General features: G+C 62.8%; 16 protein-coding genes and 1 tRNA gene. 9 read left to right on the top strand and 8 right to left on the bottom strand.

Annotation, left to right across the window (positions count from 1 at the left end; all coding sequences use genetic code 11):
* Positions 1-18 precede the first annotated feature (18 nt).
* The 3 genes from VFW84_RS16375 to VFW84_RS16365 form a co-directional block, all read right to left on the bottom strand.
* Complete coding sequence (locus tag VFW84_RS16375; RefSeq protein WP_329681536.1) at positions 19-756, bottom strand: arginyltransferase; 738 nt, start codon at positions 754-756, stop codon at positions 19-21.
* Positions 753-1,490 carry a leucyl/phenylalanyl-tRNA--protein transferase gene (gene aat, locus VFW84_RS16370; RefSeq protein ID WP_329681535.1) on the bottom strand — a complete coding sequence of 246 codons (738 nt, stop codon included), beginning with the start codon at positions 1,488-1,490 and terminating at the stop codon, positions 753-755. Before aat ends, VFW84_RS16375 begins: the two co-directional genes overlap by 4 nt.
* Positions 1,491-1,705: 215 nt before the next feature.
* A complete protein-coding gene (locus tag VFW84_RS16365) occupies positions 1,706-2,257 on the bottom strand; it encodes a phasin family protein (protein ID WP_329681534.1) in 552 nt (183 codons plus the stop codon).
* Positions 2,258-2,477: 220 nt separating this feature from the next.
* On the opposite strand from VFW84_RS16365, the gene ppa reads away from it, so the two are divergent.
* The gene (gene ppa, locus VFW84_RS16360) at positions 2,478-3,005 is read left to right on the top strand and encodes an inorganic diphosphatase (protein ID WP_329681533.1); all 528 of its coding nucleotides are present in this window, start codon (positions 2,478-2,480) and stop codon (positions 3,003-3,005) included.
* 280 nt (positions 3,006-3,285) lie between these two features.
* On the opposite strand, the gene VFW84_RS16355 is transcribed toward ppa, so the two are convergent.
* On the bottom strand, positions 3,286-4,542 hold the full coding sequence (locus VFW84_RS16355) for a putative Na+/H+ antiporter (RefSeq protein WP_329681532.1): 1,257 nt from the start codon (positions 4,540-4,542) through the stop codon (positions 3,286-3,288).
* Positions 4,543-4,623: 81 nt separating this feature from the next.
* Here VFW84_RS16355 and lgt point away from each other — a divergent pair, with 81 nt between their 5' ends.
* The gene (gene lgt, locus VFW84_RS16350) at positions 4,624-5,424 is read left to right on the top strand and encodes a prolipoprotein diacylglyceryl transferase (RefSeq protein ID WP_329681531.1); all 801 of its coding nucleotides are present in this window, start codon (positions 4,624-4,626) and stop codon (positions 5,422-5,424) included.
* Between the two features lie 168 nt (positions 5,425-5,592).
* On the opposite strand, the gene VFW84_RS16345 is transcribed toward lgt, so the two are convergent.
* From VFW84_RS16345 to VFW84_RS16330, 4 genes are all read right to left on the bottom strand, one after another.
* Positions 5,593-6,393: an ABC transporter ATP-binding protein gene (locus VFW84_RS16345; protein ID WP_329681530.1), complete on the bottom strand. Its 801-nt coding sequence runs from the start codon at positions 6,391-6,393 to the stop codon at positions 5,593-5,595.
* Between the two features lie 26 nt (positions 6,394-6,419).
* Entirely contained in the window at positions 6,420-7,355 is a 936-nt protein-coding gene (gene ntrB, locus VFW84_RS16340) for a nitrate ABC transporter permease (RefSeq protein WP_329681529.1), read from the bottom strand.
* 233 nt (positions 7,356-7,588) lie between these two features.
* Positions 7,589-8,812 (bottom strand): CmpA/NrtA family ABC transporter substrate-binding protein, encoded by a 1,224-nt coding sequence (locus VFW84_RS16335; protein ID WP_414639028.1) that lies wholly within the window; start codon positions 8,810-8,812, stop codon positions 7,589-7,591.
* A gap of 243 nt (positions 8,813-9,055) precedes the next feature.
* On the bottom strand, positions 9,056-9,688 hold the full coding sequence (locus VFW84_RS16330) for an ANTAR domain-containing response regulator (RefSeq protein WP_329681527.1): 633 nt from the start codon (positions 9,686-9,688) through the stop codon (positions 9,056-9,058).
* 43 nt (positions 9,689-9,731) lie between these two features.
* Here VFW84_RS16330 and tsaD point away from each other — a divergent pair, with 43 nt between their 5' ends.
* The 7 genes from tsaD to VFW84_RS16295 all read left to right on the top strand — a co-directional run.
* Positions 9,732-10,847 carry a tRNA (adenosine(37)-N6)-threonylcarbamoyltransferase complex transferase subunit TsaD gene (gene tsaD / locus VFW84_RS16325; protein ID WP_329681547.1) on the top strand — a complete coding sequence of 372 codons (1,116 nt, stop codon included), beginning with the start codon at positions 9,732-9,734 and terminating at the stop codon, positions 10,845-10,847.
* A gap of 232 nt (positions 10,848-11,079) precedes the next feature.
* On the top strand, positions 11,080-11,349 hold the full coding sequence (rpsO, locus tag VFW84_RS16320) for a 30S ribosomal protein S15 (protein ID WP_329681526.1): 270 nt from the start codon (positions 11,080-11,082) through the stop codon (positions 11,347-11,349).
* Between the two features lie 200 nt (positions 11,350-11,549).
* On the top strand, positions 11,550-13,832 hold the full coding sequence (gene pnp, locus VFW84_RS16315; protein WP_329681525.1) for a polyribonucleotide nucleotidyltransferase: 2,283 nt from the start codon (positions 11,550-11,552) through the stop codon (positions 13,830-13,832).
* Positions 13,829-14,584: a triose-phosphate isomerase gene (gene tpiA / locus VFW84_RS16310; RefSeq protein ID WP_414639027.1), complete on the top strand. Its 756-nt coding sequence runs from the start codon at positions 13,829-13,831 to the stop codon at positions 14,582-14,584. Before pnp ends, tpiA begins: the two co-directional genes overlap by 4 nt.
* A 37-nt stretch (positions 14,585-14,621) precedes the next feature.
* Complete coding sequence (secG, locus tag VFW84_RS16305) at positions 14,622-14,993, top strand: preprotein translocase subunit SecG (RefSeq protein WP_329681523.1); 372 nt, start codon at positions 14,622-14,624, stop codon at positions 14,991-14,993.
* A gap of 180 nt (positions 14,994-15,173) precedes the next feature.
* Positions 15,174-15,258, top strand: a tRNA-Leu gene (locus VFW84_RS16300).
* Between the two features lie 252 nt (positions 15,259-15,510).
* Positions 15,511-15,866: NADH-quinone oxidoreductase subunit A (locus tag VFW84_RS16295; protein ID WP_329681522.1), on the top strand; the 356-nt coding region annotated here is incomplete at its 3' end.

The following is a 15,866-nucleotide window of genomic DNA, read 5'->3' as shown; positions in this document are numbered from 1 at the left end:
CCGTGCGGGCGGAGGGGGTCAGCCCTCTCGCCACTGCCCGTTGCGCAGGATCTCGTGCGGGTTGAACAGGGCCTTGTAGGCCATCTTGGGGCTCTGTTCGATCCAGTAACCCAGGTAGACATGACTCAGGCCCAGTTCGCGGGCCTGATTGATCTGCCACAGCACGTTGTAGGTGCCATAGCTGGCGGCAGCGTCCGGGTCATAGAAGGTGTAGACCGCCGACAGGCCGTCGTTGAGCACGTCCAGGATGGACACCATGCGCAGGGTGCCCTGTTTCTGCCCCGGCTCCACCGGGTCGCGAAACTCCACCAGGCGTGAGTTCACCCGGCTTTGCAGCAGGAACTGCGTGTACTGGTCCACCGAGTCCTGGTCCATGCCACCACCGCTGTGGCGTGCGGCCTGGTAGGTTTGATAGAGCTGGTAGTGTTCGGGCACGAAGTTCAGGCCCATCACGCGATCTTCGAGGTGTTGGTGGGCCTTCCAGGCGCGGCGCTGGCTGCGGTTGGGCTGGAATCGATCCACGGGAATGCGCAGCGGCACACAGGCCTGGCAGCCATCGCAATAGGGGCGGTAGGTGAACAGACCACTGCGCCGAAAACCATTGGCCACCAGCCCGGAGTACACATCGGCATTGATCATGTGGCTGGGGGTGGCCACCTGCGAGCGAGCCACCTTGTCGTCCAGGTAGCTGCAGGGGTAGGGCGCCGTTGCATAGAACTGCAGGGCCGCCAGAGGGAGGTCTTGGAGGTGCGTCACTCGGTGGGGATCAAGCCGGACCACATGTCGTCATCATAGGTCCAATCGAGCGGAGGTGGCAGGTCGACCGTCTGTTGCAGATGGGCCTCGAAGCGCTCCCTGGACCAGGGCTGAGCCCCCATGGAGGCCAGATGTCCGGTCTGCTGCTGGCAGTCGATGGCGGTGATGCCATGGGCCTTGCAGAAGCACACCAGGGCGGCCAGGGCGATCTTGGAGGCATCGGTGCGGTGCGCGAACATCGACTCCCCGAAGAACATGCGGCCCAGGTTGACGCCATACAGCCCCCCGACCAGTTCACCATCCATCCAGGTTTCAAAGGAGTGCACTTGCCCGGCGGCATGCCATTGGCGGTAGGCGGTCTGGATCTCGGGCACGATCCAGGTGCCATCCTGACCGTCACGAGGGGTGTTGGCGCAGGCGCCGATGACGCGCTCGAAGGCCAGATCGATGCCGATGGCGCTGTCCGGGGTGCGGCGGAACTTGCTGATTGTCTTGCGCAAGGATCGAGACAACTTGAAGTGCTCGACCTCCAGCACCATGCGGGGCGCCGTGGACCACCACATCACTGGCTGGCCAGGGCCAAACCAGGGAAAGATGCCTTGGCGGTAGGCCATGCGCAGGCGCTCGACCGTCAACGCCCCCCCTGCGGCCAGCAGGCCGGGCGCATCACTGTCGGGCCCCAGAGCTCGCCTTGTGTCGGGGAAGGGCGCGTCGGCGTGGATCCAGTCGATCATGTGTGCTGTTTATCGGCGACCCATAAAAAAAGCCCGATGGCGAGCCACCGGGCTTAAGGGTACCTTGAATGAGGTTCAAGAGGTACCGAGGAGACAACCTTTCAAGGAGTGCCGCTTGTCCAGAGCGGCAACTCTCTGATCCGGTTCAGCGCCGAGAGGTTCCTGTCATTACGTTTCTTGACAATCGCCTCATCAGCGGCGCTGCTGATCGGTGATCAGGCAGACTTGCGAGCCTTGGTGGCGGCTTGCGAAGCCTTCACGGCCGTGTTGGTCATGGCCTGGAAGTTGGCTTCGGCGACGTCAGCGGCTTGCTTGGCGGCCTTCTGGACCGAGTCAAAAGCGTTGTTGGCGGCGGCCACGGCAGACTTCACCAGCACGACGGCGTTTTCGGTGCCGGCGGGAGCGTTCTTGACGGCGTTGTCGACCACAGACATGACCTTCTTCTGGGCATCGGCCAGTTGGCCTTCGGCCAGCTTGGTGACTTCGCTGCCGGTGCTGGTGGCGATGTCATAGATGTGACGGCTGTAGGCAGCGGCCTTTTCGGCGACGGGCTGCAGCAGGCTCGATTGCAGGGCAACCAGCTCTTGAGCATCCTTGACGGCCATCATGGCCTTGGTGTGCTCGGCCACTTCGTCCATCGTGGTCTTGGCGGTCTGCAAGTTCAGTTCAACCAGCTTTTCAACGCCTTCGAAAGCCTTCTGGCCCAGGCTGAACATGGTTTCCAGGTTGGCTTTTTGAGCGGCCAGCAGTTGTTCGGCAGTCAGCATCTTGATCTCCATCATCTTGGGTTGGTAGATTGCTTGGCGACATACACGGTTGGAACTTCTGAAACCGTTATGCTGCGCTGCAACATGATTCGAAGTATAGGCATCCGTCACCGCAATGCAAGCATTTTTGTGCGCTGCAACATAGATTAGATCAAATAGTCTAAACATGGATCCCCTACACTGTCGCACCAACGCAATCGCAACCCCCCTTTGAAGCATCATGAGCCTGCTGAACGTCACCCCTGGTTCCAAAGCCCCTGACGTGTTCAACGTCATCATTGAAATCTCCGCCAACTCCGATCCCGTCAAGTACGAAGTGGACGAGAGCGGCGCCGTCTTCGTGGACCGTTTCATGGGCACCGCGATGCACTACCCCTGTAACTACGGTTATGTGCCTCAGACCCTGGCCGCCGATGGTGACCCGGTCGACGTGCTGGTGGTGACGCCCTTCGCGTTGCCCCCCGGTGTGGTGATCAGCGTGCGTCCCCTGGGCATCCTGCACATGGATGACGAAGCCGGCGGCGACTCCAAGATCGTGGCCGTGCCCACCGAGAAGATCTGCCCGATGTACAAGAACATCCAGAAGCTGGAAGACCTGCCCGAACTGCTGACCAAGCAGATCCAGCACTTCTTCGAGCACTACAAGGACCTGGAGCCCGGCAAGTGGGTCAAGGTCAAGGGCTGGGGGGGCATCGACGAGGCCAAGCAGGAAGTGGTCACGGGCCTGGCCAACGTCAAGAAGGACTGATTGTCCTGCTGCAGTGAGATCTTTGGCTCGCACTGCACACATAAAAAAGCCGCTCGGTTTGAGCGGCTTTTTTTATTCCTCACACATTTCAGGGGTGTGTGGGGCCACTGGACGCGCGTTTTGTCGATGCAACGCGGGACGCGGGCTGAGCCAGCCCGGCCGCGTGCCCCTTCACCCCGCGCCCCGCGCTGCACCGAAAAACACAAGATGCGCTGCACATGGAAAGCGGCCCCGGTAGCCCGCGAAGAACCTTTTATGGTCTCATCGGACAAAGGACGGCTCAGAGCAGCTTGAAGGCCAGCAAGGCCACCAGGGTCGGTCCCAGTGCGGCCAGGAAGAGACCACCGGCGTGGATGGCCTCGTCGTCGAAGTGGCCCTTGAGGATCGAGGCTCCCGCCGGGTTGGGGGCATTGGCAATGATGGTCAGACCACCACCCGTGACGGCGCCAGCCACCAGGGCATATTTGAACTCGTCACTCAGACCCGGTACGAGCGAGCCCAGGTAGGTCAAGGCCGCGTTGTCGGTGATGGCGGTCAGCGCCGTGGCGCCAAAGAACACGGCGTTGGCGTCCATGCTCAGCAACAAGGGTTCGAGCCACCAGCTCTGCTGCCCGCCCAGCACCACCAGCCCGGCCAGGAAAAAGGCCACCAGCAGACCTTCACGCAGGATCAAGGGCGATTGGTAGCGTTCATAGGCGGCGGTGAAGCCCAGGAAGAAAAGGAACATGCCCAGGAACACCGCCGGGTGGTGGGCAAAGATCACGATGCCCGACAGGAAGGCCAGGTGGATCACGGTCACCAGCAGGGGCGGGTAGGCCTCCTGGGTGGCAGCGGCTGGCGGCAGCGCCTTGAGTTCACGTGCGAACAGCAGAGTGATGGTGCCTGCATTGATCACGACCGCCAGGGCGGCCTTCCAGCCGAAGTGGCTGAACATGAAGCCCAGGTCCCAGCCCCAGGCGCTGGCCACCATCAACACGGGGGGCGCCGCATATGGGGTCAGCGTGCCGCCAATCGACACGTTCACGAACAGCACCCCCAGCACGGCGTACTTGAGCCGGGTCGAGATGGTGCGCTGGTACAGGCCATCGCGCAGCAACAGGGCGGCCAGGGTCATGGCGGCAGGCTCGGTGATGAAGGAGCCCATCATGGGCACCGCCGCCAGGGCTACGAAGACAAAGCCCATGGCCGAGGGCAGGGGGATCAGTCGAGCCAGCATCCGGGTGAGCCGCGCCGCCAACTGCGTGATCGGCTTGCTGGCCGCTGTCACCATGATGGCGAACACAAACAGCGGCTCAGTGAAATTGCGGGTGTCCAGATACTCGGTGGCAGCTTCCTTGCCCTGCACGCCGAACATGAACAGCACCAGCACGAGAGCCCAGAAACCGAAGACAACCTCGACTTCGCCGAGCAGGTGCCACAGTCCGGCATGGGCTGGGCGGGTGTGCGCCAGGTGTTCGAAGAATTTGGTGGAGAAGGTGTGCAGCAGGGCGATGGCAAACAGGGCCGCGCCGATCATCTGGATGGTGCTCGGATTCATGCCCCGATGGTATCAGCGTGAGTGTGCCGATCTCGCTCGCTCAGGGCAGTGAGTACGTGCTCTTGAGTTATCGTTCGCCCCATGCTGATCCATCCACACATTGACCCGATCGCCCTGCAGTTGGGCCCGCTGCAGGTGCACTGGTATGGCCTGACCTACCTGGCCGCGTTCACGATGTTCTACCTGCTGGCCATGCGACGCGTGGCCAGGCCGCCGTTTTCAACCTCAGGCTGGCAGCGCCAGGAGATCGAGGACATGCTCTTTGCGGGCGTGCTGGGTGTGGTGCTGGGGGGGCGCTTGGGCTATGTGCTGTTCTACAAGCCCGACTACTACTTCTCCCACCCCATGGAGATCCTGGCGGTCTGGCAGGGGGGCATGGCCTTCCATGGTGGCCTGCTGGGTGTGATCGTGGCCATGGGGTACTACGCCTGGCGCACGCGGCGGCACTTTTTCGAAGTGGCCGATCTGGTGGCGCCCTGTGTGCCCGTGGGGCTGGCGGCGGGCCGCATCGGCAACTTCATCAATGGCGAGTTGTGGGGGCGTCTGGCCGATCCCACCTTGCCCTGGGGCATGGTGTTCCGTGGCGCGGGTGATCTGCCGCGCCATCCCTCGCAGCTCTATCAATTCGCGCTGGAAGGTGTGTTGCTTTTCGCACTTTTGTGGTGGTATGGACGCAAGCCTCGCCCTCTGGGGGCCGTGTCGGCGTGGTTCCTGATCGGCTATGGCAGCTTCCGCTTCATCGCCGAGTACTTCCGTGAACCGGACAACTTCCTGGGCCTGCTGGCGCTGAACATGAGCATGGGCCAGTGGCTGTGCGTGCCCATGATTGGTGCTGGTGCACTGTTCCTGGTGCTGGCTCGCCGCGGCGTCTGGCGGGTCTGAAAAAAAAGACGCCCTCGGGCCTGAGACCCGAGGGCGCTAAAGAGGTCTGTGGAGTTTCGCGGTTCCACTGACCCCCGCTGAGGAGGACCCGACGGTCTGGCGAACATCGGATCCCGCTTTGAATCTAGCAATCAGCGTGCCAGATCCTGCGGGGCGTCGGGGCCGTGATCAGGCCGCTTGCTTGTCCGCCACGCCATGGCGGGTGTAGAGGAAGTCCAGCACCGCCTTGCGACAGTGGATGTAGGTGGGGTCCTCCGCCAGGGCGACGCGGTTGCGTGGGCGGGCCAGGGGCACGCTCAGGATCTCGCCGATGGTGGCTGCCGGGCCATTGGTCATCATCACGATCCGGTCGGACAGCAGCACGGCCTCGTCCACGTCGTGGGTCACCATGACCACGGTGCTCTTGGTACGGGCCACGATCTTGAGCAACTCGTCCTGCAGGTGGGCGCGGGTGAGTGCATCCAGGGCGCCAAAGGGCTCATCCATCAACAGCACCTTGGGCTCCATGGCCAGCGCCCGGGCAATGCCCACGCGCTGCTTCATGCCGCCGGAGATCTCGTTGGGGCGCTTGTAGACGGCGTGGCTCATGCCCACCAGGTCCAGTGCGTCCAGGGTGCGCTTCTTGAGTTGCTCCTTGGTCTCCTTGCCGCCAAACACCCGCTCGACGGCCAGGTAGACGTTCTGGTAGCAAGTCAGCCAGGGCAGCAGCGAGTGGTTCTGGAACACCACGGCGCGCTCGGGGCCGGGGGCGGCGATCTCCTTGTTGTCACAGATCAGACCACCGCTGGTGGGGGTGAGCAGGCCGGCGATCAGGTTCAGCAAGGTGGACTTGCCACAGCCGGAGTGCCCGATCAAGGCGATGAACTCGCCCTTGTCGATGCCCAGATTGATCTCGCGCAGGGCATGGAAACGCCCCTTCTTGGTGTCGAACACCATCTCGGCGCCGTGGATGTCGATGAACTGGCTCATGACGGAACTCCTTGAAAGGGTGCGGGTTATTCGAAGCTGAAGCGCTTGGCGACGGCCACCAGGGCGTTTTCCAGCAGCAGGCCGACGATGCCGATCACGAAGATGGCGATGATGATGTGCTGCACGTTCAGGTTGTTCCACTCGTCCCAGACCCAGAAGCCAATGCCCACACCGCCGGTCAGCATTTCAGCCGCGACGATCACCAGCCAGGCCGTGCCCACCGACAGGCGCACGCCGGTCAGCATGTAGGGCAGCACCGAGGGAAACAAGATCTTGGTGACGATCTTCCACTCGCTGAGGTTGAGCACCTTGGCCACGTTGAGGTAGTCCTCGGGCACGCGCTGCACGCCCACGGCGGTGTTGATGATCATGGGCCAGATCGAGCAGATGAAGATGGTCCAGATGGCGGCCGGGTCGGCCGACTTGAACACCAGCAGGCCGATGGGCAGCCAGGCCAGGGGCGAGACCGGGCGCAGCAGGCTGATGATGGGGTTGAGCATGCTGCTGATCACCTGGAAGCGACCGATGATGAAGCCCATGGGGATGCCCACCAGTGCGGCCAGACCAAATCCCATGGCCACGCGCTGCAGCGAGAACAGGATGTTCCAGCCGATGCCTTGGTCATTGGGGCCATTGCTGTAGAAGGGGTCGGAGAACAGCACGACGGCGGCATCCCAGGTCACCTTGGGTGTGGGGAAGGCGCCATCGCCCTTGATGGTCAGCAGCGCCCAGATGCCTACCAGCAGGGCCAGGCCGGCCATCGGGGACAGGATCTTGAACGCCAACCCCGACCAGTCCACAGGGGCTTTGGGCGGAGCGGTGGGGGCGGGTGCCGAACTCTTGGGCGCAACTGCGGTGGCGGATGTCATGGGGGAGGAAACAGCGATGGGGGTAGCGGCAGCCTGGCTGGCCTTGAGGGCGTCGCGGGCATCCAGGGGGCTGTGAAAGACGGCACTGACCATGGTGGACTCCTGAAGTCGGGGTCAAACAATGTGAGCAAAGCGCAGGGCCTGCCCGATTCGATGTCTGCAAAAAGTTGACCAGCGGGGCCATCCATTCGAGGGATGACCTGGGTCGGAGCGGGGGCTCCGTCCGGTGCCTTCAAGGGCGCCCCGGGGTCGGGTCTCAGCGGGACTCAGTGGTTTTTTTGGCGAAAACGTCGAATCGGGCAGGGTGCACAAACGGTGCGTGGGCGTCAGGCCTTGACCTTGAAGCCGTCGGCGTACTTCTTGGGATCCTTGCCATCCCAGGTCACGCCGTCGATCATCTTGGTGGTGCGCATGACATCCTTGGGGATGTTCACTTTCAGTGCACTGGCGGCCTGCTTGTACAGGTCCACCTTGTTGACCTGCTTGGCCACGGCCAGGTAGTCGGGGTGGTCCTTGAGCAGGCCCCAGCGCTTGTGCTGCGTCAGGAACCACATGCCATCGCTCAGGTACGGGAAGTTGACCGTGCCGTCGTTGAAGAACTTCATGTGGTTGGGATCGTCCCAGGTCTTGCCCAGGCCGTTCTGGTAGCGGCCCAGGATGCGCTGGTTGATGGCGTCCACGCCGGTGTTGACGTAGGACTTGGCCGAGATGGTCTCGGCCATCTTGAGCTTGTTCTGCAGGCCCGAATCGATCCAGCGGCCGGCCTCGAGGATGGCCATGATCACGGCACGCGCCGTGTTGGGGTACTTGGTGACGAACTCGTCGGTGCAGCCCAGCACCTTTTCGGGGTGGTCTTTCCAGATTTCCTGGGTGGTGGTGGCGGTGATGCCGATGCCGTCCATGATGGCGCGGTGGTTCCAGGGCTCGCCCACGCAGAATCCATCCATGTTGCCCACGCGCATATTGGCCACCATCTGCGGCGGCGGCACGGTGATGACCTTGGCATCCTTCATCGGGTTGACGCCGTAGCTGGCCAGCCAGTAGTACAGCCACATGGCATGCGTGCCGGTGGGGAAAGTCTGCGCAAAGGTGTAATCGCGCTTGTCCGTGGCCATCAGCTTGGCCAGGGATGCACCGTCCTTGCCGCCTGCATCGGCCACCTTCTTGGACAGGGTGATGGCCTGACCGTTGTGGTTCAGGTTCATCAGCACGGCCATGTCCTTCTTGGGGCCGCCGATGCCCATCTGCACGCCATAGATCAGGCCGTACAGCACATGGGCCATGTGCAGGTCGCCATTCACCAGTTTGTCTCGCACGCCCGCCCAGGAGGCTTCCTTGGTGGGGATGATCTTGATGCCGTACTTCTTGTCGAAGCCCAGCACGGAGGCCATCACGACCGAGGCGCAATCGGTCAGGGGGATGAAACCGATCTTGACTTCTTCCAGCTCGGGCTTGTCTGAGCCGGCGGCCCAGACTGCGGACTGGAGTCCAGGCACAGCGCCGGCGGCGGTGGCGGCGGCTGCGGTCTTCAAGATGGTGCGGCGGGTCATTTTCAGATCCTGCGAGTTCATGGTGCAAGCTTTCCTGTTTGCGAAAACAAAAAAGGTGTCGTCGAAGGAGCATCGCGCTGGTGGGCGCAATACCTCATTCGATGACACCTTTGTCGGAAGCTCGGGACCCATCGTTGGGTACCCAAGACACGCAAAGTCGCCGTTGACTTTGCTTGCATGTACCAATGCAAACGGTGTGCCAGGTCTGATCGCGTCGTTGTGGTGCGCGAGCGCGCTGCCGGTTCAGCCCAGCAAGTCGGCCGCGTCGATCAGTCGCTGCGCCACATCGGCCAGCTTGATGCCCTTGTCCATGGCGGCCTTGCGCAGCCGGGCATAGGCTTCTTGTTCGCTCAGGCCCTGGCGGGTCATGAGCAGACCCTTGGCGCGGTCGATGACCTTGCGCTCTTCGAGCTGGTTGCGGGCATCGGCCAGCTCACGCCGCAATTGCTCTTCGTGCTCGAAGCGTGCCATGGCCACATCGATCACAGGCTTGACGTGGTCCGTGGGCACCCCGGTGGCCACATAGGCCGATACGCCGGCCGCGATCGCGCGACGCAGGTAGCTGGTGTCCTCGTCGTCCGAGAACATCACGATGGGGCGGCGTTCATCGCGTGTGGCCATGACCACATGCTCCAGGATGTCCCGGCCTTGTGACTCGGCGTCGACCACGATCAGATCGGGCTGGATCTGAGACAGGCGATCGGGCAGGAAGGCATCGCCTGGCAAGGTGGCCACAACGTTGTAGCCGGACTCCAGCAGCGCCAGGCGCAGGATGCGCGAGCGCTCCACCTCGGCCACCTCGTCATCGTCGGGTTCGACGGACAAGGTGACAGGCAGAACAATCACCAGGCGAAGTTTGCGCGCGTCCTCAGTCATGGGGCGCATCATGCAACAAGTGCGCCGGGCCTACACTGGCGGCATGAGTGAATTTGCAACTTCCGTGAGCCCCGAAGGAGGGCGTGTGGGTCTGGCCCCACTGATTCTGGGGGTGGAGTCCTCGTGTGATGAAACCGGTGTTGCGCTGGTCGAGCTGACGCCTGGCGGCGGGACGCCCCGTTTGCTGGCCCACGCGCTGCACAGCCAGATCGACATGCACCAGGCCTACGGCGGCGTGGTGCCCGAGCTGGCCTCGCGCGATCACATTCGCCGTGTGGTGCCGCTGGCCCGGCAGGTGTTGCAAGAAGCGGGCAAGACCATGCGGGATGTGGACCTGGTGGCCTACACCCGTGGCCCTGGCCTGGCGGGTGCGCTGCTGGTGGGGGCGGGCGTGGCGTGTGCACTGGGCACGGCGCTGGGCAAGCCTTTGCTGGGAGTGCACCACCTGGAGGGGCATCTGCTGTCGCCCTTCCTGTCGGCGGATCCGCCCGAGTTTCCCTTTGTGGCCTTGCTGGTGTCCGGCGGACACACCCAGTTGATGCGGGTCGACGGGGTGGGGTGCTACGAGATGCTGGGCGAGACCGTGGACGATGCCGCTGGCGAGGCCTTTGACAAGTCGGCCAAGCTGATGGGGTTGCCTTACCCGGGCGGCCCGCACCTCTCCCGGTTGGCGGAGGGGGGGCGTGCCGACGCCTTCGATCTGCCTCGCCCCATGCTGCACAGCGGCAATCTGGACTTTTCTTTTGCGGGGCTGAAGACGGCGGTGCGCACCCATTTGGTGCGCTTGAGTCTGCTGGACAACGCCGAAGGGCTGGCGGCTGCGGATGCCCAGGCCACGCTGGCGGACCTGGCAGCATCCACCCAGGCGGCGATCGTGGAGGTGCTGGTCAAGAAGTCGCTGGCTGCCTTGAAGAGCACGGGCCTCAAGCGCATGGTGGTGGCCGGTGGGGTTGGCGCCAACAAGTCACTGCGCGAGCAACTGGACAAGGCGTGTGCGCGCCGTGGCGTGCGCGTGCATTACCCGGAGCTGCACCTGTGCACAGACAACGGCGCCATGATCGCCCTGGCCGCCGCCATGCGCCTGCAGACCGGGCTGGCTGCCTTGAGCACCGAGCCAGTCTTTGATGTCAGGCCACGCTGGGATCTCAGTGAGGCTTGAAGGGGGCTGCGGTCAATGCGCCGTGGTGGCCTGGTTTACGACGCGCTGGAAAGGCTGCTAGAATAGTCAGTTGTTCGAAACGACATGAGGCCGGGTTGCCCCGGTGGCAGGCATTTCGAGCATTTTTCGCACGGCCCGAGTCGGTTTCACCCGGTGCCGCAAGTTCAACGCAGAAACCAAGGTGCCCGGCTGTTTGTGGTGGGCGCTGCGGTCTGCATCCCTAGGAAACAACATGTCTGTTGCAGATCTGAAAACCGCCGAGATCGTCAAGTCGAACGCTCGTTCCGCCAATGACACCGGCTCTCCTGAAGTGCAAGTGGCCCTGCTGACCGCTCGCATCAATGAGCTGACCCCCCACTTCAAGACCCACAAGAAGGACCACCACGGTCGTCGCGGTCTGCTGCGCATGGTCAGCCGTCGCCGCAAGCTGCTGGACTACCTCAAGGATCGCGACTACGATCGTTACGCCGCTCTGATCCAGAAGCTGGGCCTGCGCAAGTAATTGCCTCATGATGACAAAAAGCCTGTCTGGTCGTCTCCAGCACAGGCTTTTTGTCTTTTCACGCCAGCCACTCCATTCAGCGAACGCTGTGTCATTCCAACGGGCCTGAGCTTGTCAGCCCCGCTGGAATGGCATCGCGACAGAGTGACGGCATCACATGGGCGCCATGAGCGCGCCCGTCAAAAACGGAGAACTCTTCCATGACCATGTTCAACAAAGTCACCAAGACCTTCCAGTGGGGCGGCCGTACCGTCACCATGGAAACCGGCGAAATTGCGCGTCAATCGACGGGCGCCGTGCTGGTCGACATCGAAGGTACCGTGGTGCTGGCCACCGTGGTGTGCGCCAAGACCGCCAAGGCCGGCCAGGATTTCTTCCCCCTGACCGTCGACTACATCGAGAAGACCTACGCCGCAGGCAAGATCCCTGGCAGCTTCTTCAAGCGTGAAGCCAAGCCCTCCGAGCACGAGACCCTGACCTCGCGCCTGATCGATCGCCCCATCCGTCCGCTGTTCCCCGAAGGCTTCTACAACGAAGTGCAGCTGGTCATCCATGTGGTGTCGCTCAACCCCGAGGTGTCCTCCGACATCGCCGCCATGATCGCCTCCAGCGCCGCGCTGTCGATCTCGGGCATCCCCTTCAACGGCCCCATCGGCGCCGCACGTGTGGGCTACATCAACGGCGAGTACGTGCTGAACCCCAGCCCGGCCCAGATGCCCGAGTCCAAGATGGACCTGATCGTGGCCGGTACCGAAACCGCCGTGCTGATGGTCGAGTCCGAAGCTGACCAGTTGTCCGAAGACGTGATGCTGGGTGGTGTGGTCTTTGGTCACGAGCAAGGCAATATCGCCATCAACGCCATTCACGATCTGGTGCGTGACGCTGGCAAGCCGGCCTGGGACTGGCTGCCGCCCGCCAAGGACGAAGCGTTCATCAACAAGGTCAACGCTCTGGCTGAAGAAAAGCTGCGCGCTGCCTACCAGATCCGCTCCAAGCAGGCGCGCACGCACGCTTGCCGTCTGGCCTACGCCGAAGTCAAGACCGCACTGACCGAAGAGGGCATCGCCTTTGATGCTGTCAAGGTCGAGAACATGCTGTTCGACATCGAAGCCAAGATCGTGCGCAGCCAGATCCTGGCTGGCGAGCCTCGCATCGACGGTCGCGACACCCGCACCGTGCGTCCCATCGAGATCCGCACGGGCGTGCTGCCCCGCGTGCACGGTTCGGCCCTGTTCACCCGTGGTGAAACCCAGGCGCTGGTCGTGGCCACGCTCGGCACCGAGCAGGATGCTCAGCGCATTGACGCCCTGACGGGTGACTTCCGTGACACCTTCCTGTTCCACTACAACATGCCTCCGTTCGCCACCGGCGAGACGGGGCGTGTCGGCACCCCCAAGCGCCGCGAAATCGGCCACGGCCGCTTGGCCAAGCGTTCGCTGGTGCCGCTGCTGCCCCCGAAGGACGAGTTCGCCTACACCGTGCGCGTGGTCTCCGAGATCACTGAATCCAACGGCTCCTCGTCGATGGCTTCCGTGTGCGGCGGCTGCCTGGCCCTGATGGACGCCGGCGTGCCCATGAAGGCCCACGTGGCCGGCATCGCCATGGGTCTGATCAAGGAAGGCAACAAGTTCGCCGTCCTGACCGACATCCTGGGCGATGAAGATCACCTGGGCGACATGGACTTCAAGGTGGCCGGCACCACGGGCGGCATCACCGCTCTGCAGATGGACATCAAGATCCAGGGCATCACCAAGGAAATCATGCAGGTCGCCCTGGCTCAGGCCAAGGAAGCCCGCCTGCACATCCTGGGCAAGATGACCGAAGCCATGGCCGGTGCCAACACCGAGGTCTCCGAGTTCGCGCCTCGCCTGTACACCCTCAAGATCAACCCCGAGAAGATCCGTGATGTGATCGGCAAGGGCGGCGCGACCATCCGTGGTCTGTGCGAGGAAACCGGTTGCCAGATCAACATCGCGGAAGACGGCGTCATCACCATCGCCTCCACCGATGCCGAGAAGGCCGACTTCGCCATCAAGCGCATCAACGAGATCACGGCCGAAGTCGAGATCGGCAAGACCTACGAAGGCGCCGTCACCAAGCTGTTCGACTTTGGTGCCCTGGTCAATCTGCTGCCCGGCAAGGATGGTCTGCTGCACATCAGCCAGATCGCCCACGAGCGTGTCGAAAATGTGGCCGACTATCTCAAGGAAGGTCAAATCGTCAAGGTCAAGGTTCTCGAGACCGACGAGAAGGGCCGCGTCAAGCTGTCCATGAAGGCCTTGCTGGAGCGCCCTGAGGGCATGCCCGAGCGTGAAGAGCGTGGCGATCGCGGCCCCCGCGGTGATCGTGGCCCCCGTGGCGACCGCGGTGATCGCGGCGACCGAGGTGAGCGTCGCGAGCGCGCCCCCCGTGCCGAACAGCAGCCTGCCGAATCGGTGCAGGCCGGTGGTGCGGATGACCAGGCTCAACAGCAACAGCAGTGATCGTCATGAAGAAGCTGGTTGTTGGTAACTGGAAGCTGCACGGCAGCCGCGCCTTCAATGCCGAACTGATCCAGGGCCTCCTGGCTGCCGATCTGGCGGCCACGGCGCCGCGGGCCGATGTGGCGGTGTGTCCGCCCTTTGTGTTCCTGTCGGACGTGGCTGCCGCCCTGCAGGGCTCGGCCATCGCCGTGGGGACGCAGGACCTCTCCGTGCAGGCGCAGGGCGCCTTCACGGGTGAGGTCTCCGGTCCGATGGTTCGCGAGTTCGGTGCGAAGTACGCCATCGTCGGGCACTCCGAGCGTCGCAGCTACCACGCTGAGAGTGATCAGTTGGTGGCCGACAAGGCCAAGGCTGCGCTGTCGCATGGTCTGATTCCCATCGTCTGCGTGGGGGAGACCCTGGCGGAGCGTGAGGCGGGTCAGACCGAGGCGGTGGTGGGGCGTCAGCTCAAAGCTGTCATTGACACGCTGGGTGAACAGCTCAGTCAGATCGTGGTGGCTTATGAGCCGGTGTGGGCCATCGGTACCGGCAAGACGGCTTCGCCCGAGCAGGCTCAGGCTGTGCACGCTTTCCTGCGTGCGCAGCTCCGGTCCGCCCAGGCCCAGGCGGCTGGCGTTCCTTTGCTCTATGGCGGTTCGGTCAAGCCCGACAACGCTGCCGAACTGTTCGCGCAAGCGGACATCGACGGTGGTCTGATCGGCGGTGCGGCCTTGAAGGCGGCCGACTTTGCGGCCATCGCCCGCGCGGCCTGAGTGGCGGCGTGATTCATTGGTTCAGGAGTTCGATTTCATGCAACAACTTTTTTTGACGCTGGCCCTGGTCATCCAGGTGCTGTCGGCGTTGGCCATCATCGGCCTGGTGCTGGTGCAGCATGGCAAGGGCGCCGACATGGGTGCTTCCTTCGGCAGTGGTGCTTCGGGTAGCCTCTTTGGCGCGACCGGCAGTGCCAATGTGCTGTCCAAGTCCACCGCTGTGGCGGCCACCTTCTTCTTTGCTAGCACCCTGGCGCTGGCCTACATGGGCAACAGCCGCCCTCAGGCACCCAAGGGCAGCGTGCTGGATCAGGCGGCGAGTGCGGCCCTGCTGGCGCCGTCCTCACCTGTGGCGGCCTCTGCGGCATCGGCTGTGGCTTCTGGTGCGGCGCTGATCCCCAAGCAGTGATCCGAGGGTAGGGTGGGCGTGCTTTGAGGCGCCCCCCGCAGCCCTGACCTGTGCTGTTTTGCTGTTCCTTGAACTGTTTCAAACAGAATGGCCCGAAATTCGGGTTACAATCTAAGTCTTCAGTGAGCGAGACCTCATGCAAGCTGAAGCGAACAACAAGCAGGCTTAACGGCCTGTTTTGCCGACGTGGTGAAATTGGTAGACACGCTATCTTGAGGGGGTAGTGGCGAAAGCTGTGCGAGTTCGAGTCTCGCCGTCGGCACCAGAGAATTCAACAGAGTCTTCGTGCCACCATGATCAGCCTGTTTTGCATGCATTTGGTTGGTCAGGTCGATGTTCAGTCGTTTGGGTCGGGTGTTGCACCCCGCTTGCGTTCTGGCAAAGGTCGTTGTACGCAAGACTCAAGTGGGCGCGTTGAGGGTTTGGCCCGAACTGTCATGTTCGGCACGCTAGACTCCCAGCGCGCTTTTTTGTTGCGTGTTTTTCCTTGATCTTGGGCAGCAAAGGGATCTGATCCATGTTCAGCCTTGAGCAATACCTTCCCGTCATCCTCTTCGTGTTGGTGGGCATTGGCGTCGGTGTGGCGCCCCAACTGCTGGGCTTCCTGCTCGGCCCTCGTCGTCCCGACGAGGCCAAGAACTCCCCTTACGAGTGCGGCTTCGAAGCTTTCGAAGACGCCCGCATGAAGTTCGATGTGCGCTATTACCTGGTGGCCATCCTCTTCATCCTCTTCGACCTGGAAATCGCGTTCCTGTTCCCCTGGGCGGTGTCCCTGCGTGAGATCGGTGCCGTGGGCTTCTGGGCCATCATGCTGTTCCTGGGCATTCTGGTCGTAGGTTTCATCTACGAGTGGAAAAAAGGCGCCCTGGACTG

This window comes from Aquabacterium sp. (assembly GCF_036279655.1).
Taxonomy (GTDB): domain Bacteria; phylum Pseudomonadota; class Gammaproteobacteria; order Burkholderiales; family Burkholderiaceae_C; genus Aquabacterium.
The sequence above is the reverse complement of the archived record's forward strand: the minus strand, read 5'-3'. Positions and strand labels throughout refer to the sequence as shown.